Origin of the sequence: Candidatus Poriferisodalis sp. (assembly GCF_965198245.1) — a bacterium.
Taxonomy (GTDB): domain Bacteria; phylum Actinomycetota; class Acidimicrobiia; order Acidimicrobiales; family Poriferisodalaceae; genus Poriferisodalis.
In genome coordinates this window covers 3,905,287-3,925,367 of the sequence record NZ_OZ240249.1, presented here as the reverse complement: position 1 = coordinate 3,925,367, position 20,081 = coordinate 3,905,287, and the positions used below count along the sequence as shown (strand labels likewise).

Here is a 20,081-nt window from a genome sequence, read left to right as displayed (position 1 = left end):
GTCTCGCCACATGCGGCGGATGACTCGGTTGGCGAGGTGGCGTTTGTGGGCTCGTCGGGCTTCGCGCCGGGTCTTGGGTTCGGCGGCTTTTCGGGCGAGGTAGGCGTCGGATCTCGCGGCACGCTGTGCGGTCGGCTTCGATGAATCCTTGGAGCCATTCGAGCCGATACTTGCCGGCCGGGGTCGATTCCCCCGACTGGCGGTGTCATGCTGTGCTCCTGGCCGAAGTGATGTTCCGGTGGGTCCCCGAACGGCAGGGGCGCTTCGTCACAACCGAGTCGAGACAGTCAGGCTCCCTTCAAGACAGGAGCGCTCCTGCCGGTCCCACACTCGACGCGACAGGTCAGACAACAGGCACAAGGCCAGTATTTTGTGGAGTCACCGTCGAGCATGGAACGGGACCGTAACCCCCTGGCAGAAGGCGCCGGCAACCCCAACAGTGACATTCGGGAACGCTGTGTCTGCTCTTGAGCGCGGTTCGATGTTGGCAATAGACTCGAGCTGCACTGGGGTACAACGGCATGAATTTATGAATTACAGTCATTGCTGCGACAGCCGATCGTCTTCTCGACAACTTCTTTAGTCGCCTGATGAACATCGTGAGGAGTAACCATCCATGACCCCCCCCCCCCCGCCGATGGCCAACCACGTTGACGCGTTCGCGCATTGCAGCGGTTCTCGCTGTGTGCGTTGCGGCCGCTGCTGTTGCGGTGGCGGTGCCGTCGCCCCAGCAGGCACGTGCCACGACACAGCAGAATCCGGCCTCACAGGCGCTTGACGCTGCCAACGGCGCGGCACGGGCAATCTGGTCCGACGGAACGACGCTGTGGACAACCAATCTGGGCGGAACCGTCTACGCCTACCGCCTAGCGGACATGAGCCGTGACGCGGGCAAGGACATAGCGTCGCTGCGGGCGGCGGGCAATCACAACCCGAACGGCCTGTGGTCCGACGGTCAGACCATCTGGGCATCAGATGACGCCGATGACAAGATCTACGCCTATGACCTGCGCACCGGCGAGCGGCGGACCGGCCGGGAGATCAACTCGCTGATCGGTGCGGGCAACCGCAATCCCAAGGGCCTGTGGTCCGATGGGAAGACCATGTGGGTCTCGGACCACGTCGACAACAAGCTGTACGCGTACAGCCTCGACTCGGGCGCACGTATCTCCCACAGCGACATCAACACGGTGATCTATGAGCCCACCGACGAGGCGGTGGGAGCGGTGCTGTCCTCGTCGCTATCGGGCGACACCAGCGTCGCCTCCCCGTCACTGGCCGAGCATCGCCACGCATTCGCCACAGCCGACAATCACCGTGCCGCTGCTTTGTGGTCCGACGGCGTGACCATGTGGGTGAGCGACGACGCCGACGCCAAGATCTACGCCTACGACCTCGCGACGGGTACCCATCAGCCCGACCTGGACTTCGACGGATTGCGGGGCGCGGGCAACGCCAGCCCCAAGGGCATCTGGTCTGACGGCGTCACAATGTGGGCGGCCGACAACCAGGACCGGGCCGTCTACCGCTATTCGATGCCCCAGAGTGCCGCGCTGAAGTCCCTCACACTCAGCGGCGTGGACTTTGGCACCTTCGCCATGGGCCGTTTCGATTATGAGGTCCGGGTGCCCAATACGGTGACGACCACCACGGTCGATGCCGTCGCAGTTTTCGCCGATGCAACGACGGTCGCGGTCTCCCCAGCCGCTGACGCTGATCCGGACGCTGACGGTCACCAGGTGAACCTCCGCATCGGAACCAACACGATCTCGGTCTCTGCTGTCAACGGCGCCGATACCCGCACCTACACGATCACGGTCATCGGGGTCGACGCAGCGGAGCTGACCTCGGACGCCGATCTGGGCTCGCTCGCCCTCACCGATGTCGACCTCGGCGTGTTCGATGCGTCGGTGCATCGCTACGTCGCGGGCGTCGCCGCCAGTGTGTCTCGGACGACGATCACTGTGTCGCCGTCGGAACCCGCAGCGGAGGTGAGCATCAGCCCCGCTGACGCCGACCCCGCCACCGACAGCCACGAGATCGATCTGAGCACCGGCGTGAATGTCGTCACGATCGCGGTCGCTGCGACTGACGGCACTGCCGCCAACACCTACCGGGTGCAGCTGAACCGGGCCACAACTGCTGATTTTGGGTGGAACAGCGTCCTGGACATCGACGCCTTGTCGAGATCGAGCTGGTCCGACGACGCCACGCTGTGGTCCGACGGGACCACGATGTGGGTCGCCGACTACTTCGACGCCACCGTGTACGCATACGACCTCGCAACCCGCGAGCGAATGCCCGACCGCGACATCGACACGCTGAGCGCGGCAGGCAACCAGCACCCCTCAGGCATCTGGTCCGACGGGCGCACCGTGTGGGTCGCGGACTATGTGGACTCGAAGATCTACGCCTACGACCTGCGTACCGGCGAACGGATGCCGCGATCCGATCTCGACACGCTCCTCGATGCAGGCAACGGCCATCCCGTCGGCGCATGGTCCGACGGGGCCACCATGTGGGTCGCCGACTTCGGGGACTCGAAGATCTACGCCTACGACCTCGCAAGCGGCGAACGCGACGCCGGCAAAGATCTCAACACGCTGCGACAGGCCGATGTCACCTTCCCCGAGGATTTGTGGTCTGACGGGGAGACCCTGTGGGTGTCGGACTACCTGTACGGCGAGATATTCGCATTCGAACTCGGAACAGGCGACCGCAAGAGCTCTCTCGACTTCAGCGCCACGATGCAGTCGTACTCGCCGACGGGTCTGTGGTCTGACGGGGAGGCCATGTGGGTCTATGACGGCGAACGCGGCAAGATCTTCGCCTACAACCTGCCCGAAGCCCCGCTGCTGGGATCGCTGACGCTGGAGGGCATCGACATCGGCGTCGTCAATGTCGGTCGCACTCACTACGTGGCTCGCGTGCCCTCCACGGTGACATCGACCACGATTGCCGCGTCGGTCAAGTTCGATGGCTCGACGCTGGCGATCAGCCCGGCCGAGGACGCCGATCCGCACACCGGCGGCCATCAGGTCGCCTTGAGCACGGGCGCCAACACGATCACGGCGACGGTGACCAGCGGCGCCCGCACGAAGATCTACACAGTCACGGTGATGCAGGCCGCCGCCGCCACGCTCAGCGATGCCGCGTTGCTGTCGGACCTGTCGCTCAGCGGCATCGACTTCGGCACTTTCGACAGCGCCACGAACTCCTACAGCGTCCATGTGGCGGACTCGGTGAGTTCGACGACGGTCACCGCCGCTGCCGCCGACCCAGGAGCCACCGTCACCGTCGACCCAGCCGCCGACGACGATGCCGACGTCGACGGCCAGCAGGTCGATCTCGACCCGGGTTCCAACGTCATCTCGGTGACGGTGGAGTCCTCCGACGGCACCGTTCGGCGGACCTACCGGGTGATCGTGACCCGTGCCTCAGCCGCGGCGCCCAACTGGGGCACGCTGCCTGCGTCGGAGTCGCTGGCATCTGCCAACGGGTCGCCACGGGCGCTGTGGTCCGACGGGGCAACCCTGTGGGTGCTGAACCGCAGCAACCGCATCTACGCCTACAGCCTCGCCGACATGAGTCGCTTGGCGGGCAAGGACATCACCACGCTGCGGGCCGCGGGCAATCGCCATGCCAGCGCCATGTGGTCCGACGGGGCCACCATGTGGGTCGCCGACGACATCGACGACAAGATCTACGCGTACAGCCTCCGAACCGGTGCCCGCATCTCGAGCAGCGACATCGACACGCTGGACAGCGCGAGCAACAACTACCCCACAGGCATGTGGTCCGACGGCGTCACCATGTGGGTGGCCGACAACGGCCGCGACAAAATCTACGCCTACGACCTCGCAAGCGGCGCCCGCCGTGCCGGCCGCGACATCGGCCGGCTTGGCGGCGGCGCATTCGGCAGATCGGGCAACGGCAGTGCTGCGGCACTGTGGTCCGATGGCGTCACCATGTGGGTGGCCGACGACGAGGACGCCAAGATCTACGCCTACGACCTGCGCAGCGGCGCCCGCAGATCCGATCTGGAACTCGACGCCTTGGGCGACGCAGGCAATGACAGCCCCGCTGGGATCTGGTCCGACGGCACGCACATGTGGGCGGTCGACGACGAGGACGACCTCGTGTACGCCCATCGCATGCCCGCAAATGCCCGGCTGGCATCGCTCGCGCTCGAGCCGGCCGACATCGCCACGTTCGACCCTGAGCGCACCGAGTACACCGCACGCGTGCCGAACACCGTCGCATCGGTGACGGTGACGGCCAAGACCGCCGATGACGATGCGACGGTCACGATCAGCCCGTCCGCGGACGCGGACACCGGCACCGACGGCCACCAGGCGAGTGTGGTCACCGGCGAGAACATCATTTCAGTGACGGTCACCAGCGGATCGGTCACCAGGACCTACACCGTCACCGTCACCGGGGTCGATGCAGCAGTGCTCACCGATGACGCGTCGCTGTCGGCGCTGACGCTCAGCGGCGTCGATTTGGGCACGTTCGACGGCGCAACCACCGGGTATTCGGCCGACGTTGCAGCCACGGTCAGTGTGGCCACGATCACCGCCACGCCCAGCGACCCGGCGGCCACGGTGGCCCTCGATCCCGCAATCGACGCCGACACCGGCACCGACGGCCACCAGGTCAACCTCACCACCGGCATCAACGCCATCCGCGTCACTGTGGAGTCCTCCGACGGCACCGCTCGCCGGATCTATCAGCTGAACGTGACCCGTGCCCCAGCAGCGGCGCTCGACTGGGGAGCGTTGCCCGCTTCGAAGGCGCTGTACCCGGCTCACCATGCAGCTCGGGCCCTGTGGTCCGACGGCATCACGGTGTGGGTGATGAACGTGGGCGATCGCATCTATGCCTACAGCCTGGCGGACATGTCCCGTGACGCGGACAAGGACATCACCACCTTGGGGGCCGCCGGCAATCACCACGGCAACGGCATGTGGTCTGATGGGGCCACCCTGTGGGTCAGCGACGACGACGACGACAAGCTCTACGCCTACAACTTGGCCACAGGTGCCCGCATATCCCGCAGCGACATCGACAAGTTGCACCAGCGTGGCCCGAGCAACGCCCACTCCAAGGGCCTGTGGTCTGACGGGACGACGATGTGGGTGGCCGACCACCACGACAACAAGGTGTATGCCTACGACCTCGCCACCGGTGACCGGCAATCCGCCAAGGACATCAACGGTCTGGGCGATGCGGGCAACGACCACGCCGCGGCGATGTGGTCCGATGGGACCACCTTGTGGGTGAGCGACGACGACGACGGAAAGATCTACGCCTACGACCTCGCCACCGGCGACCGCATGGCCGATTTGGACTTCGACGGGTTGCTCGCAGCGGGCAACGCCAGCCCCAAGGGCATCTGGTCCAACGGCACCGTCATGTGGGTTGCCGACGATGACGACGACGCCCTGTACGCCTACGACATGCCGGCGACCGCCTCGACCGTCTCGACAGCCTCGACAGAATTGTCACCGTCCGGCACAGACGGCGAGCAGGGCACAGACGGCGAGCAGGGCACAGACGGCGAGCAGGGCAGCGGCGACGGCAAGGGTCCCGCGATCGAAGACGCAGTCACCGACGACAACGGGGGCGACTCCGCCGTTCTGACGGCTGAATTCGTCGAGTCGACGATTCCCCCATCGCATGCGGGCACGGGCCAGTTCACTGCGCGTGTCCAGTTCAGCGAGCCGATCGCTGTGAGCTTCCGCACGCTGCGTGACGACTTGCTGGAAGTGACCAACGGCACAGCCCTCAAGTTCAAGCGTGTCGACGGGCGAAGTGATCTGTGGGAGATTCACGTCAAGCCGAGCGGCACAGGCGATGTGACGTTGTTGCTCCCCGCAGCGACTGAGTGCGCGACGTCGAGCGACGGCCAAGCCCGCTCCCAGACTCAGGTATGCACGGCTGCGGGCACGCCGCTCTCGCATTATCTCGAGCTCGACGTGCCATATCAGCCAGCCGTTGCCGTCGGAGGAGTAGTTCGGCGCAGTCAGCTGCACCACTGAGACGCTGTTTCCAGCCGAATCGCACCGGGATCGTGCGGACGCTGCCGGGGTCACCGGCAGGTGCGAGTGCACGGGTGCCCTGGCTGTTGAATGCATCTATCTCATGTGCTATTGCTATCTGGTTCATGGACGGTGTAGCGTTTCGTGCCAGCCACCAGCAGTCCCTGCCCGGTGCCGCGCAGCAACATGCTGAGCGGTGCCTGCGCAGGCCCTGAAGTCCTCTTGGAGCGAAGCCCGTGACACCTGACCGCACTCTGTCTCAGACCCCCCCCCCCCCGCGGAATGAGGCCCCGCAGGCGCAGACGGTCGGTGCCCGCAGCGCTGGCGGCGATGGCGCTCGCGGCAGCAGTGCTGTCTCCTGCTGTGGGGGCGTCGTCTAGCTCTTTGCATCCCAAGGGCCTGTCCGCGTCGCTGGCGGACGGGACAGTCACCCTGACCTGGAACGCGCCCATCGACGACGCCGAGGGAGTCACCGGCTACCAGGTCCTGCGTCGCCGTCCCGGGGTGGACGCGGTCGGGTCGTTCCATGTGATCGTCGACGACACTGCCACCGATGCGACGTCGTTCGTGGATCGCTGCGCTGATCAGCCCGGCACCGCGTACACCTATCGGGTCAAAGCGCGTCGCGGCGACCAGCTCTCGCGCTGGGGGAACTACTCGCGTGTGGACCTGCCCGCGGGCTATGTCGCTGCTGACCCCCAGGCCGGCTGTGATCCCGACACCGGCGCACCCGCACCCGACCCAGAACCCGCACCCGACCCAGAACCCGCACCCGACCCAGAACCCGCACCCGACCCAGAACCCGAGCCTGATCCCAGCAACGACGGCGATGGCGGCGATCCCGACGACGGCGACGACGGTGAGGGTGGTGTTGTTGGTTCGGCGGTGTCGGTGAGGTCGGGCACGACTCAGCAGCAGGACCCACAGCAGGACGACAAGCAGTTCGTGCCCCCGCCCGACGACGGCGAAGGGGCGGTGGTGGTGCGGTCCTCGTCGCAGGTCACGGTCCCAGCACAGTTCCAGGACCGCTCCACCCTGCCGGGGCTGCCCGCGAGCTACCCGAACTCGCTGGGGTTCGATCCCGGCGCTCCCCCGGCGTTCGCCAGGGAAGACACCCTGACACCGGAGAACGAGAACGACCCCGACCGGGTCGCTGAGATCACCGGCCATGACGCTTCGCGGTTCGCGCCCCGCGTCACCGCGGAACTGACCGATGACGGCATCTTGATCAGCTGGCAACGGCCCGAACGCCCGGAGTGGTGGGCCTGCGCCGAGTACGACATCGAGCGGGTGCCCGGCCCTCAGACCTCGCATTCCGAGAGAGTCAACCGCAGAGTTTGGGCGGTAATAGACGGCGTCGGCCGCTGGTTCCAGAACGATTACATGCGCTATTGGGTGGAAGAGGACCGCACCAAGGCCTACTGGAAGTACACCTGCGTCGACAGGCGCTCCATAGACAGCTATGAGATCTACCGCACCTCGTTCGGGCACGTCTACCGCAACGGCACCGTGGAGCTGCTCTCGGACAGCCAGCCCCACCTGATCGGCACCGTCATCGGACAAACTGGCATCTTCAGTTTCACCGACACCAGCCGTGACGCGCTGGTCGGCCCGCGCCGGCACATCTACCAGATGCGCACCCTGTACGGCACCGATGTCGACGTGTTCGAAAACGACCGCGACTTCGGCAGCCGCCTGTCAGCCGGTACCTTCATCGAACGCGTCGAGGACGCCGCACGGCCCGACGCGGAGTCCCCCCAGGGCCTGACCGTGTCGATTCCGACCAAGCAGGCCGTGGCCGACGGCACGACGTTGGCGATCGAACTGGACTGGGACCCGCCCAGCCAGGACGCGTCGTCGGTGACCGGCTACGTCATCCAGCGGCGCCTCGTCACCCAATCCGACCGCGCGCTGCCGTTCGCGGACGTCGCCACCATCACCACCAGCGGCACCACCTCGTGGTCTGACACCGGCAGCGACGTGACCGCGACGGTGACTCGCTCGGGGGTCGGCTACCAAGAGATCGCGCCGTTGACCCAGTTCTCCTATCGGGTGATCGCCGTGCGCGGCACCGCCCGCAGCAACCCCTCCAAAGCGGTGTCGGTCGATTCGGAACGCCAGCTCCCCGCAGCCGGCCTCGTGACCGTCACCAATGTGTGGAGAACCGGCGCCACGATCCGGGTCAACATGACCGGCACCGACCCGAACGGCAGCCAGCTCGGCAACCACGCCAAAGATCACCTCGCCCTGTCACCGCCGCGCTCGGGCCCTGAGAACCGGCTGCTGCACGTGGGCATCGGCTACAAGGGCTGGGGGCACAACACCTGCCTCGCCAACCGCGACAGCACCGACACGACCGACAAAGTGACCGTGAGCAAGGCATTCGTGGAGCTGACTCCGGGTTCGACGGCCACCTACACCGTGACACTCGAACAAGTCCCCACGACAGATGTGCACATCGAAGCGAACGTCCACATCTCGAGCGACATCATCGTCGACGGCTTTGCGAATAGCCGCCTGATCTTCAGTCCGAGCGACGCAGTCGGCGGAAAGATCACCAAGACCGTGACCGTGGGGGCGCGCACGAACTCTGGCAGCAATGTTGCGGGGTGGATCGGCCACACCGTGATCGACAGCGCCAGCGACGACGCCTTTGACGGGCTCTCCATCGACCCGGTGATGGTGGTCGTCAGCGACGCCGACGGCCCCTACGGCTACCAAGCCGCCCAAGCCCGCTACCTCAGCCCCGCCACCGACTGCACCCACACCAACGACGCATACGTCACCGTCTCGGGCCTGACCCCGGGCACCACCTACACCGCCGAAGCGCTGTTCCGACTCGTGTCCGAAGAGCAGTTCATCGGCAGCGGCGGCTCGGGCTACATGCAGCCCACCGACTTCATCCCCACCTGGGACGGCGGCTTCTACCCAGGAGGCATCTGGTCACCCGCACACCTCGTCGGCACCGTCACCTTCACCACCGACCCATAGCCGAACATGATCCACCTGCCTTGGATCGACACCTGCATCTCATGTTCCGCGTACTCGGCGTGAGAATACAGAGGCGCGTGATCGCCTATGTACATCCTGATGACGATGCCCGAGAACCGGCAGAGTTCAGGCATCTGCCGGAGCCCGCAGGCCCGGCATCATCTCCTCAGGGGCGCAGCCGTTAGCAAGATGCCAATAGAGATGGGTCTCGCAAGATACGCAAGCCTCTGACCTGTGGTTTTGGGTTCGCAACACTTGAGACTCGGGACTCTTCGGCACCCTGCTAGAGCGCGTTCAGCAGCGAGCCCAGTACCACCGTCATGTTCGCCCCGAACAGTGTCGTCATGATGCCGACAGCCCAGTAGTGGCGATGTCGCGACGTTCGCAGATCGGCTTCACGCTGCTCTGCTGCGTCCTTGCGGTCCGCTTCGCGCTGTGCTGCCAATGCACCGATCAATGCTGCTGTTTCCTTACGGTCGGTGTCTCGCTGTGCTGCTGTTTCTTTGCGGTCCGCTTCGCGTTGTGCCACCAGTGCACCGATCTTGGCGGCGAGGTCGCGCACATCGGCTTTCGTTGCGATGTCCGCCAGCGGGGCCGGCGCCAAGCACGACATCACATACTCCGCGAGCGGCTCGTCGGCGTGGTCACAGAACCAAGCGTAGAGCCGAGATCGTTCTTGTTCAGACACAGCTGAGTCCCTCTCATGGTCCTGGTGAACGCAGCCGTGCGCACGCGACAGCGCCGCGATGGCGTGCAGGCACGTCCAGTAGTGCACACGACAACGGCGGCTCGGGCTGTGTGGCTCAGGCTGCGTCGCTGGCTGCGCAGTCGGCCGCGGCTGCGCGCGGCGATCCAGGAGCGACCGTAGCGCCGGGCCGAACGAAGACGGGCTTCATTTTCCTGTCGCGGCCGCCCCTGCCGGGCTGTTCAGCCGATGGCGCCGGCGATCGCGAGCTCGACGATGCGGTCGTCGTCGTAGCCGAGGATGTCTCTCAAAACCAGGTCATTGTGCTCGCCAAGGCTGGGGCCCGAGCGGGTGACCACGTGAGGCGTGGCGCTGAGCTGCAGTTTGGGGGCCTCGACGATCATGCGGTCGTGCACCGGATGGGCCACGTCCATCCAGTGGCCTCGGTGGATGAGCTGCGGATCAGCGAAGCAGCCCAGACCGTTCTGGTTGGCATGCGCCGGCACACCGACGGCCTGCAGTGCAGCCTCGGCGTCGGCCGGTGTGCGTTGCGCGGCCCAAGCGGCGATGGCGGCGTCGACCTCGGCGCTGCGCCCAAGGCGTCCTGCTGCGTCAAGGCCGGCGAGGTCGGACGGCACCAGCTGGCCGTCGTTCTCGAGCACGCGGCACAGTGATTCCCACTGATGCTCGGTCTCGCACACGACTGCAATCCAAGGGTCCAGCGCTTCGAGCGGATTGTCGGGGTCTGCGTCGCCGGGGTGGCACGGGTACATGGCATGAGGGCACATGAACGCATCCGCGTTGCCGGTCCGAGTCGCGGTGGCGCCGTTGACCGTGTGCTCGAGCACTTCGGTTGCCAGGAAGTGGACTGCAGCTTCGGCTTGAGCGAAATCGAGGTGCTGGCCCCGGCCTTCGGGATCGGCATCACGAGCATCGAGCGCTGCCATCAGTAGCGGAACCATGTACTGCGGAGTGACGTAGTCGGTGTAGGCCAGGAAGGGTCCTGCGGGGGCACGGTCGGGCCACCCCGTCATCTCGTAGAAGCCGGTGATGGCGCCAGCCAGGTTGCCGAAACCGGCGAACGTAGCAAGCGGTCCGGTCTGGCCCATCAGGCTGGTGCTCAGCAGAATGAGACTCGGGTTGCGCTCCGACAGCGTTTCCCACCCGATGCCCCAGTCGTCCAGCGTGCCGGGCGTGTACGACTCCACGAAGATGTCCGCCCACTCCACGAGATCGCAGAAAGCGTCGCGGCCTTCCGGGACATTCAGGTCCAGGGTCACGCCGAGCTTGCCCGAGTTGAGCGTTCCGTACTGGATCGACGCGTCAGGTCCCATGTCGCCCCGCAGCCCGCCGCCGCTGCCCCGGGCGGCATCGAAACGAGCCGGCCCTTCCACCTTGATGACGGTCGCGCCGAAATCGGCGAGCACCCGCGTGGTGAACGGCCCGGCGTACACCCAGCTGGTGTCGAGCACCTTGATGCCGTCGAGCGGCCGCGGCGCTGCGGGGTCACGGTTCGCATTACGCAGTGCCTGCGCGGCGTCCAGCAGCGCCGAACGCGGCGTCGTTCTCACCGCTTCGGTGTGGGCGCCGAGTTCGGGCGGTCCGCCGAGCGAGCGCAGCGGCGTCCGGCTGGGCTTGCACCACGCACCGGGAGTGACGACGCTGCCCAAGGCCGGGTCGTCGACCGTGTCCCAGTAGCCGCGTTCGTTGAAATGCTGGACTGCGGTCAGCTCCGCCGGGCTGTACACGGGCGCGAGCAGCAGTTCACGCTTCTGTGCCTCCGCGAATAGCTCGGCCCGGGTCCGAGTGCTGGTCAGGCGGGTAATCGCGGCCTTGGTCTGCTCGAGCTGCGCCGGTGCGCTATCAGGATCGGTGAACAGGCGCATGCCGAAATCGACCCAGTCAAGGTTGGCCAACTCGTCGTCGCAGCAGCCAGCCTCGTGAACCCAGTCCATCAGTCGAGCGGTGAAGCGGCCGATCGTGTCACCGAAGAGCAGCGTGATCGAGACGTAGCCGTCCAGCGTCGGGTAGACGAACTGGAGGTGAAAGTTGAGCAGCAGGATGCCGCCCGACGTCCGCCGCGCCGACGGGTACCCGTTCGGAGCGTGGACGTGTCCAGGAAACGCAATCTGCATCAGCGCCTGCTGCGCCGAGATGTCGACGTGCTGGCCATAGCCGCTGCGGTCACGCTGGCGCAACGCGAGCGCCGTGCCGACCGCGGCATGCGATCCGGCGTGCAGCCAGCTCTGCGGTGCCGTGATGCGCAGCGGTGCCCGGTCGGAGTCGCCGGTGATGGCAGCGCTGCACGCCGATGCGGCAATGGTGAGATCCGACGCTGCCCATCCGGCCTTCGGGCCGGTGCTGCCGAAGGCGGTGACGGTGGTGTGCACGAGGCCCGGGTTGACGGCGCGCAGCTCGTCGTAGTCGAGACCGAGGCCGGGATCGGGTGATTCGATCAGCGCGTCGGCGCCCACCGCCAGTTCCAGCAGCTCGTCGCGGTCGTTGATGATGCAGCTCTGCGCGCCGCGGCGAAGGTTCCACCAGCCCAACGACGTGCCGTCGGGTCCGTGCTGGCGGTGGCTTCGGCCCCGCCCGCCGGGGCCTTCGACCAGGATCACCTCGGCGCCCAGCGAGCCGAGAATGGAGGTGCACATCGCGCCCCGGTGATCGGTGAGGTCCAGCACTCGATATGGCTTCAGCATCGCCGCGAAGCTAACGCTCGCTCCCGTCGCAGGCCGACGAGCGCCCACATTGCGATCGGGCATCGCGTCGGGGGCGGCGGCTAGCGTGCCGCCGGTGACGATTCGAGGCAAGGCACTCATTGCCGGGGTGTACGAGCATCCGGGGCGCGAACTGCCGGACCGCACGCTGCCGCAGATCCATGCCGACGTAGCCGCCGGAGCACTGGCCGATGCGGGGCTGACGCTGGCCGATGTCGACGCCTACTACTCCGCGGGCGATGCCCCGGGGTTCGGTGCGCTGTCGATGGTGGAGTACCTCGGGCTCGACTGCACCTACATCGACGACACCGAGACCGGCGGCTCCGCCTACCTGGTGCATGTCCAGCACGCCGCGGCTGCCATCGCCGCAGGTCAGGTGAATGTGGCGCTCATCACGCTGGCTGGCAAGCCCCGCACCGGCGGTGCAGGGCCAGGCGGCAGCGCCCGATTCAGCTCGGCGCCCGAGGCGTCTTTCGAGAATCAGTTCGGCATGTCGGTTCCCGGCGGCTACGCGCTTGCCGCGGCCCGTCACATGCACGAGTTCGGCACGACCTCCGAGCAGCTTGCCGAGGTCAAGGTGGCAGCGTCCACGCACGCGCAGCACAACCCGAATGCCTTTCTCCAAGAAGTCGTCACGGTGGACGAGGTGGTGTCATCGCCGATGATCTCGGACCCGTTGCACCGGCTGGACTGCTGCGTCATCACCGACGGCGGGGGAGCACTGGTGCTGGTTTCCGAAGCTGTAGCGGCATCGCTCGACCGCCACTGCGTCCCGGTGCTGGGCACGGGCACATCGATCAAGCACACATCAGGCGGCCGCATCGATCTCACCCACACGGGTGCGTCGCGCTCGGGCCCGCTGGCGTTCGCAGAGGCAGGTGTCACGCCCGCCGACATCGACTACGTGTCGATCTACGACAGCTTCACGGTCACGGTGCTGATGACGCTGGAAGATCTGGGCTTCTGTGCCAAGGGCGACGGGGGACGCTTCGTGTCCGACGGGGCTCTGCAGTCGCCTGGCGGCGTTCTCCCTTTCAACACTGACGGCGGCGGGCTGTGCAACAACCATCCGGCCAACCGCGGCGGCATGACAAAGGTGGTCGAAGCCGTGCGGCAGCTGCGCGGCGAGGCACATGCAGCGGTGCAAGTGCCTGACTGCGAGTTGGCCTTGGCACACGGCACCGGCGGCAGCCTCGCGACACGCATGGGCAGCACCACGCTCGTCATGGGCCGATCGACATGAGCCAGGTCGAAGTGAGGTCGTCGTTGTGAGCGATCTGGGTCCGTCCGGTCTGCCCGTCCCGCCGCCGAACGCGAACCTCGAGACGCAGCGCTTTTGGGATGCCACGGCCGAGGGCCGCCTGGAGCTGCCCCGCTGCGACGACTGCGACCACGTCGTGTGGTACCCGCGCGAGCGCTGCGACCAGTGCGGCTCGACGTCAGTGACCTGGTTCGAGGCCTCGGGGCGCGGTTCGGTGTACAGCTGCACGGTCACCCGGCGCATCCCCGGCTCGTGGCGCAAGGCGGCACCGTTCGTGCTGGCCTACGTCGAGCTTGACGTAGGCCCCCGCGTGGTCACCAATATCGTCGGCTGCGACCCCGAGACGGTCCACATCGGCCAGGCCGTGCAGGCAGTCTTCGACCCCACTCCAGAAGGCCCCGCACTGCTCCGTTTCACCCCCGCCTGAGCCTGCCCAGCGCCGCAGCGCTTCGGCTCAGACTTCGAGCATCAGCGTCACTGGTCCGTCGTTCGTCAACTCGACTGCCATGTATGCCCCGAACGAGCCGGTTGCAACCGTGGCGCCCAGGCGTCGCAACTCGGCGACCAGCTCGTCGATCAGCTCAGCGGCGAGGTCGGGAGCGGCCGCGGCGACGAACGACGGCCGTCGGCCCTTGCGGGTGTCGCCATAGAGCGTGAACTGGCTGACCACCAGCACTTCGCCGCTAGTGTCGGCCACTGACCGGTTCATCTGGCCGTTCTCGTCGGCGAAGATGCGCAGGTTCCAGATCTTGCCCGCAAGCTTGCGCGCCGACTCCCGGCTGTCGTCGTGCGTCGCTCCCACCAGGCAGCACAGCCCGCCGCCGATCTCGCCGATGACCTCACCGTCGACGCGCACGCAGGCTTCAGAAGCCCGTTGAACCAGAGCACGCACCCGCTCAGCGTAGGTTTCGGCCGATCGCAGTCAGAGGCGCTCGATAGGCAACGCCGTCGAGGGCATCGGCTCCCGTCGTCACAGCCACTTTGTGCAATGCAGTGCCTACACTCACCACGGCCAAAGGCTCAGCATCGCAAACGCCCCCAATGGCGGCGGCGAGCACTCCCGAACCTGATGCAGGCCAAGCGCTCTGAGCGGCGGAGCCACCAGCAACGAAAGGAGAGTGCAATGCTGACACTCGGACTGGACCACGTCGCGGTCATCACTGGAGATTCGGACGCGCTGCAGCGGTTCTACATCGACATGTTCGGGGCCACGATCGAGTTTGACGGCGAGGAATACCCCGGCGGGCCTCGCATGACCGTGATCAACATCGGACCCAGTACCGAGCTCAACGTGTTCGAGATCGAAGGCAACGACCAGGCCGAGCACCAGACGCCGATGTTCGGTCGTGGCCGACTTGATCACATCGGTCTTCGTGCCGCCGATCTTGACCAATTCGGCCACATCAGGCGGCAACTGATGGACGCTGGCGCCACCGACGGCACCGTCACGGACTTCGGGCGCAAACTCAGCCTGTTCTTCCGGGACCCTGACGCCATGGAGTGCGAAGTGCTCGTCCCCAACCCCGAGCCCGGTCGCCACCCTGTCGGCTCGCGTTCTGACCTGTTTGAGTAGTCGGACTCATCCCTCGCGCCGCAACGGGGCGTCGGCGAACGTCTGCCGCAAGCGTCAGGAAATGATCGCGTCGACTTCGATCTCGATGACCAGGTCGGGATGAATCAGCGCCGACACCTCGACGAGGGTCGAAGCGGGTCGGATGTCGCTGAAGACTTCTCCGTGGGCACGGACGAAGTCTTCGGTCATGGCGATGTCGGTCACGAACGACCGTGTCCGCACGACGTCGCTCATCTGGGCACCCGCTTCGTTGAGCACACTCTCGATGAGCTCGAAGATCGTCTTCGCCTGCCTGTAGCAGTCGCCCGGGTGCGCCACGCCATCGGGTCCGAGCGTTGTGCTGCCCGACACGGCGACATGGTTGCCCAGGCGCACCCCCCGCGAATAGCCGGCGACGGCTTCAAGGGGCCCGCCGCTCGAGATGTTCTGCCTGTCGGCGCCTGAAGTGCTGCTGTCGTTGTTCATGACGACATTGTGGGGCGCGGCAGGCACGCCGTGCTGCGCTGTCAGGTGATGGCGCCGGCGATGACCAGCTCGGCGATCTTGTCTGTGTCGTAGCGGAGGATGCCTTCGAGTACTTCCATGTTGTGCTCGCCGAACATCGGCCCGCCCCACAGCGGCCGTCCGGGCGTGCGCGACAGCTCGAAATTGCTGTCCTCCACCCAGGTGTGGCCGTGCTTGGCGTGCGGTACCGACAGGAAGTGCTCGCGGGCGACGATCTGCGGGTCGGCCATGAGATCGGCAGCGTCGTTCACCCGGTGAGCTGGCACACCGCACTGCTGCAGCGTCGCCTCGATAGCGGCTGCTTCTTGGGGCTCGGTCCACGTCGTGATCGCAGCCTCGACGGCGTCGCTGCGGGCTTGGCGACCTGCAACGTCCAGGGCCGCAAGGTCAGCGTCTGCGCCAATCGCCGACAGAGCGTGCCCCAGATCGCTGTTCTCGCCGGCGGCCCCCACAAGCAGTCCGACCAACGCGCCCCACTGCACATCGGTCTCACAGGCAATCGCGACCCAGCGATCCTCGCCGGCCGCGGGATAGACGCTGTGGGGGCACATGTGGCGGTCAGCGTTGCCGTTGCGACCGGCAGTGCGCCCATTGATCTCCTCGTCGGCGAACTCGGTCGCCAAGAAGTGCAGCGCGCCTTCCATCTGGGAGAAATCGATGTGCTGGCCCCGGCCGGTGCGGTCCCGCTCGGCCAGCGCAGACAGGATCAGCATCACGCCCAGCTTCGGCGAGATGTAGTCGGTGTAGGCGGTGAACGGACCCGCCGGGATGCGGTCGGGCCAGCCGGTCACCGGATAGAAGCCGGCGATGGCGGCCGCCATCGTGCCGAAGCCGGCGTACATGCGCATCGGCCCGGTCTGGCCCATCAGGCAGCTGGAGAACATCACGAGGTCGGGATTCACTTCGCGCAGCACGTCGTAGGTGAGGCCCCAGTTCGCCATCGCCTTCGGCGAGAACGACTCGGTGAGCACGTCGCACCACGCAGTGAGGTCCAGGATCACGTCGAGGGCCTCGGGCAGCGACAGATCGAGCGTCAGGTCCATCTTCCCGGCGTTGATCGAGTGGAACTGCAGTGCGTTCTCCTGCCCGCCTTCCTCGCCGATGAACGGATGCACGCCGCGCAGCACGTCGGGGTGCAACTCGCTCTCGACTTTGACGACCGTTGCGCCGTAGTCGGCCAGAGTTCGAGTCGCACCAGGCCCCGCCAGCGCCCACATGAAATCGAGGATCTTGATGTCTGCGAGCGGGCGCACCATCGATGGCCCGGTCTGGGCGAGCTCTGCCCGGGGACGGGTCGTGATCGCCGGACCGGCCGCTCCATCGGCCGTCAGGTACCGCCCGGTGTGCTCCCCGAGACGCGGTGCGACCGCAAGTTCTGCGAGCGGCTCGCCGGTCGTCTTAGCCATTGCGCCGCACAGTCGGACCGGCTCAGGGCCGCTGACGCGAGGCACCTCGGTGAGCTGCCAGTAGTCGCGCACACCCAGGTGATCGAGCGCGAGCACATCGGCAGTCGTCGTGACGGGCGCGATGAGCAGGTTGTCCGACAGTGCTCGCTCCAGCAACTCCGCCTTCGTCTTTGAAGCCGCAAACGCGGTCAAGCACTTGATGGCATGGTCGAAAGTGTCCATCGACTCACGGCCTTCGAAGATCGCCATGCCGAAATCGACCCAATCCTTGTCTCGCAGCTCGGCGTCGCAGTAGCCCTCCTCGCAGACCCACGTCAGGAGTCGGGTCGTGAAGGGTGCGATCATCGGGCCGAACAGGAACGTGACGGTCACGTAGCCGTCGGCGCACTCGTACACCCACGGGATGAGGAAGCCGCCTAGGTTGACCGCTCCCGGGAGCCGCACCGGAACCTCGCCACCGGTGAGCACGGCCATCATCTGGAATTGCGTGCAGTCGACGAAGGACTGTTGAGTCGAGGTGTCCACGTGCTGGCCCAGCCCCGAGGTCTGCCGCTCGTGCAGCGCCATGAGGATTGCGCCGGCGGTGTCCACCGCAGCGTTGTGCCAGGTCTGGGGTGAGCCGATGCGCACCGGTGCCCGGTCACGGTCGCCCGTCAGCGACATCGTGCCGCTTGAGGCGGCGATCGTGAGGTCGGTTGCCGCCCAGCCGGTCTTTGGCCCCGTTTCGCCGAACGGCGTGATCGAGGCGGTCACGAGCTGGGGGTTGGCGGCACGCAGCACATCGAAGTCGACGACGAATGCGCCACACGAGATCACCGCATCGCAGTGGGCTGCCAGCTCGGCGATCTGAGCTGAGTTCTCGATGACCACCGAGTGCTTGCCCCGGTTGTAGACCAGAAACTCGATCGACCGCTCCGGATCCGTGACGTCGTCCACATAGGGGCCGCGGTGGCGGGTGCGGTGTCCGTCGGGCGGCTCGGCGAGCACCACCTCGGCTCCCAGCTGCGCGAGCAGCATCCCGGCCAAATGCCCCCGGTCGTCGGTCAGATCCAAAATGCGGTAGCCGTCCAGCACCTCGGTGTGCTCCCGTGTCGCCATTTGGCCGGCATGTTCGGCCGAATCCCGCAAACTCTGCCAGACGCGTCCTGCAGGTGCTCAGAGGTCGAGCGGCACTGCAGCGGTGCCTGTCAGCCCGGTTCGCCTCGACTCTGTGCAAAAATGCCGCCACAGGCGGCAAAATTGCGCAGAGAAGGCGGGAAGGGCGCCGCGCCAGCCTTGACCGATGCCCAGCGGCCGCCCCCGGCCGTGAGTACAGCGCATTTTTCTGCCATGACAGCAACGTTTGCTGATGATCGGCCAACACGCGACGTGAGGCGTGCCAAGGCTGCGATGCCGCGACAAGCAATGCGACGGCGCTGGGCTGCCGCAGCCTTCGCGACCACGCTGATGCTCACCGCATGCAACGGCACATCGGTCGACGAGTCTGGGCCCCCAGCCACCGACGGCGGGACGGCCGCAGGCAGCACCGCGGACAGCGCCGATGACAGCCCGGGCGGCGGCACGCTCGTGCTGGCGGTAGAGCAGTGGCCCGAGTGCCTGAACCCGGTGACGTCGTGCAGGAACGCCACGTGGACGCTGTGGTCGACGCTGATCCACGTGCTGCCTCGGCTGATGGAGCTGGACACGAAGAACACGTATGTGGCCTCGTCACGGCCGACGACGGCACCTTCACGCTCACATTCCAGCTGAACCCCGCGGCGACGTGGAGCGACGGCACGACGATCACCAGCAGCGACGTGCGGTTCACCTGGCGCGCTGCGCTCGACACCACCGGCACGCTCAGCACCCCCGGCTACGACCTCATCACCGACACCGACCATTCCGATCCGCACACCGCAGTGATCACGTTCAGCGAGCCCCATGCGCCATGGCAGACGCTGTTCGACCTGGTCCTGCCAGCACACGAACTTGGACCCGACACCGACATCGCCGACCAGTGGAATCTTGATCCCGGTGACGACACAGGCTGTCCTCGAGATCGGTTTGTTGATCGGCGGTCTCATCGTGACCGAGCAGGTGTTCCAGTACCCGGGAATGGGCCTGCTGTTCCTTGGCGCCCTGCACGCGGGGGATTACGCAGTACTGCTGCCTGCGGTAATGGCCGTGGCAGTCGCCGTGTTCTCTATGGCGGTCGCATCTCGCTGGTGGTCGGTGTGTCGGTGGCGATCCTGGCATCAGGCTTCGGCACCCTCGTCGGCCTCGTTGCCGGGTACCGCGGTGGGTTCGTCGACGCCGCACTGATGCGGATCACCGACACGCTGCTTGCACTGCCCAGCCTGATGGTGTTGATCTTGCTGGCCCGGATCCTTGGCGGCAGCGTGCTCGACGTGGTGCTGGTGCTGTCGCTGCTCGGATGGATGCCACTGGCGCGCATCAGCCGCGCCAAGGTGCTGGCTCTGCGTGAGCACGATTACATCGCCGCTGCCCGAGCCCTGGGATCAGGGACTCCGCGCATCTTGTTTCGGCACTTGTTGCCGAACTTGGTGGGCGAAATCACGGTGGCAGTCTCGCTGGCAGTCGCAGCGGCGATCCTGGCTGAATCAGTTCTGAGCTTTCTCGGCCTCGGCGTCAGCCCGGTGCACGGTGCCACCTGGGGCAACATGCTCGGCGGCAATGAGGGGCTGATGACGACTGCGCCTTGGCTCGTGTGGGCCCCCGGTTTGGCCATTGTGATCACCGTCCTGTCGGTCGACTTCGTCGGCGATGGCCTGCGAGACGCCTTCGATGTCAAGGCGGAAGTGCGTCATCAAACGCCCGTCGATCCCCACGTGTGAGGTGTGTCGGAGCGCTCGTACCGGTAGACAGCGGGCCGCAATTCCACCACTTCGGCCTGTTTG

The 20,081-nt window shown here is 66.3% G+C and carries 13 protein-coding genes and 1 pseudogene; 9 read left to right on the top strand and 5 right to left on the bottom strand.

The annotated features are described in order from the left end of the window. The first annotated feature begins 650 nt into the window (after positions 1–650). Both ACOCMM_RS17455 and ACOCMM_RS17450 read left to right on the top strand, forming a co-directional pair. On the top strand, positions 651–6,044 hold the full coding sequence (locus tag ACOCMM_RS17455; protein ID WP_419554401.1) for a cadherin-like beta sandwich domain-containing protein: 5,394 nt from the start codon (positions 651–653) through the stop codon (positions 6,042–6,044). A gap of 309 nt (positions 6,045–6,353) precedes the next feature. Next, positions 6,354–9,035, top strand: coding sequence for a hypothetical protein (locus ACOCMM_RS17450; RefSeq protein ID WP_419554400.1), 2,682 nt, complete (start codon positions 6,354–6,356; stop codon positions 9,033–9,035). Between the two features lie 283 nt (positions 9,036–9,318). Here the strand turns inward: ACOCMM_RS17450 and ACOCMM_RS17445 are convergent, their stop codons facing one another. After that, positions 9,319–9,723 carry a hypothetical protein gene (locus ACOCMM_RS17445; protein ID WP_419554399.1) on the bottom strand — a complete coding sequence of 135 codons (405 nt, stop codon included), beginning with the start codon at positions 9,721–9,723 and terminating at the stop codon, positions 9,319–9,321. 239 nt (positions 9,724–9,962) lie between these two features. Next, entirely contained in the window at positions 9,963–12,422 is a 2,460-nt protein-coding gene (locus tag ACOCMM_RS17440; RefSeq protein WP_419554398.1) for a CoA transferase, read from the bottom strand. A 94-nt stretch (positions 12,423–12,516) separates the two neighbouring features. On the opposite strand from ACOCMM_RS17440, the gene ACOCMM_RS17435 reads away from it, so the two are divergent. Both ACOCMM_RS17435 and ACOCMM_RS17430 read left to right on the top strand, forming a co-directional pair. Continuing rightward, the gene (locus ACOCMM_RS17435; RefSeq protein WP_419554397.1) at positions 12,517–13,683 is read left to right on the top strand and encodes a thiolase domain-containing protein; all 1,167 of its coding nucleotides are present in this window, start codon (positions 12,517–12,519) and stop codon (positions 13,681–13,683) included. A 25-nt stretch (positions 13,684–13,708) separates the two neighbouring features. Next, positions 13,709–14,128 carry a Zn-ribbon domain-containing OB-fold protein gene (locus tag ACOCMM_RS17430; RefSeq protein ID WP_419554396.1) on the top strand — a complete coding sequence of 140 codons (420 nt, stop codon included), beginning with the start codon at positions 13,709–13,711 and terminating at the stop codon, positions 14,126–14,128. A gap of 27 nt (positions 14,129–14,155) precedes the next feature. Here ACOCMM_RS17430 and dtd read toward each other — a convergent pair whose 3' ends face one another. Next, positions 14,156–14,593: a D-aminoacyl-tRNA deacylase gene (dtd, locus tag ACOCMM_RS17425; RefSeq protein WP_419554395.1), complete on the bottom strand. Its 438-nt coding sequence runs from the start codon at positions 14,591–14,593 to the stop codon at positions 14,156–14,158. Between the two features lie 231 nt (positions 14,594–14,824). Between dtd and ACOCMM_RS17420 the strand changes: the two genes are divergently transcribed. After that, positions 14,825–15,274 carry a VOC family protein gene (locus ACOCMM_RS17420; RefSeq protein ID WP_419554394.1) on the top strand — a complete coding sequence of 150 codons (450 nt, stop codon included), beginning with the start codon at positions 14,825–14,827 and terminating at the stop codon, positions 15,272–15,274. Positions 15,275–15,328: 54 nt separating this feature from the next. Here the strand turns inward: ACOCMM_RS17420 and ACOCMM_RS17415 are convergent, their stop codons facing one another. Continuing rightward, positions 15,329–15,739, bottom strand: a complete 411-nt coding sequence (locus ACOCMM_RS17415) for a RidA family protein (RefSeq protein WP_419554393.1) — start codon at positions 15,737–15,739, stop codon at positions 15,329–15,331. 41 nt (positions 15,740–15,780) lie between these two features. Further along, a complete protein-coding gene (locus ACOCMM_RS17410; protein ID WP_419554392.1) occupies positions 15,781–18,282 on the bottom strand; it encodes a CoA transferase in 2,502 nt (833 codons plus the stop codon). 231 nt (positions 18,283–18,513) lie between these two features. On the opposite strand from ACOCMM_RS17410, the gene ACOCMM_RS17405 reads away from it, so the two are divergent. The 4 genes and pseudogenes from ACOCMM_RS17405 to ACOCMM_RS17390 all read left to right on the top strand — a co-directional run bounded on the left by ACOCMM_RS17405 (position 18,514) and on the right by ACOCMM_RS17390 (position 20,018). Next, complete coding sequence (locus tag ACOCMM_RS17405; RefSeq protein ID WP_419554391.1) at positions 18,514–18,933, top strand: hypothetical protein; 420 nt, start codon at positions 18,514–18,516, stop codon at positions 18,931–18,933. Continuing rightward, positions 18,822–19,076, top strand: a pseudogene (locus ACOCMM_RS17400) (ABC transporter substrate-binding protein); the annotation flags it as partial. The gene ACOCMM_RS17405 and the pseudogene ACOCMM_RS17400, both read left to right, overlap by 112 nt. A 28-nt stretch (positions 19,077–19,104) precedes the next feature. Continuing rightward, positions 19,105–19,485, top strand: a complete 381-nt coding sequence (locus ACOCMM_RS17395) for an ABC transporter permease subunit (protein WP_419554908.1) — start codon at positions 19,105–19,107, stop codon at positions 19,483–19,485. Continuing rightward, the gene (locus tag ACOCMM_RS17390; protein ID WP_419554907.1) at positions 19,389–20,018 is read left to right on the top strand and encodes an ABC transporter permease; all 630 of its coding nucleotides are present in this window, start codon (positions 19,389–19,391) and stop codon (positions 20,016–20,018) included. The genes ACOCMM_RS17395 and ACOCMM_RS17390 overlap by 97 nt, the downstream gene beginning before the upstream one ends. The last annotated feature ends 63 nt before the right edge of the window (positions 20,019–20,081 follow it).

Coding starts and splice junctions, on each gene's coding strand:
- ACOCMM_RS17405 (WP_419554391.1), top strand. CDS start 18,514: ATGACAGCAACGTTTGCTGATGATCGGCCAACACGCGACGTGAGGCGT.
- ACOCMM_RS17410 (WP_419554392.1), bottom strand. CDS start 18,282: ATGGCGACACGGGAGCACACCGAGGTGCTGGACGGCTACCGCATTTTG.
- ACOCMM_RS17395 (WP_419554908.1), top strand. CDS start 19,105: ATGCGCCATGGCAGACGCTGTTCGACCTGGTCCTGCCAGCACACGAAC.
- ACOCMM_RS17415 (WP_419554393.1), bottom strand. CDS start 15,739: ATGAACAACGACAGCAGCACTTCAGGCGCCGACAGGCAGAACATCTCG.
- ACOCMM_RS17440 (WP_419554398.1), bottom strand. CDS start 12,422: ATGCTGAAGCCATATCGAGTGCTGGACCTCACCGATCACCGGGGCGCG.
- ACOCMM_RS17420 (WP_419554394.1), top strand. CDS start 14,825: ATGCTGACACTCGGACTGGACCACGTCGCGGTCATCACTGGAGATTCG.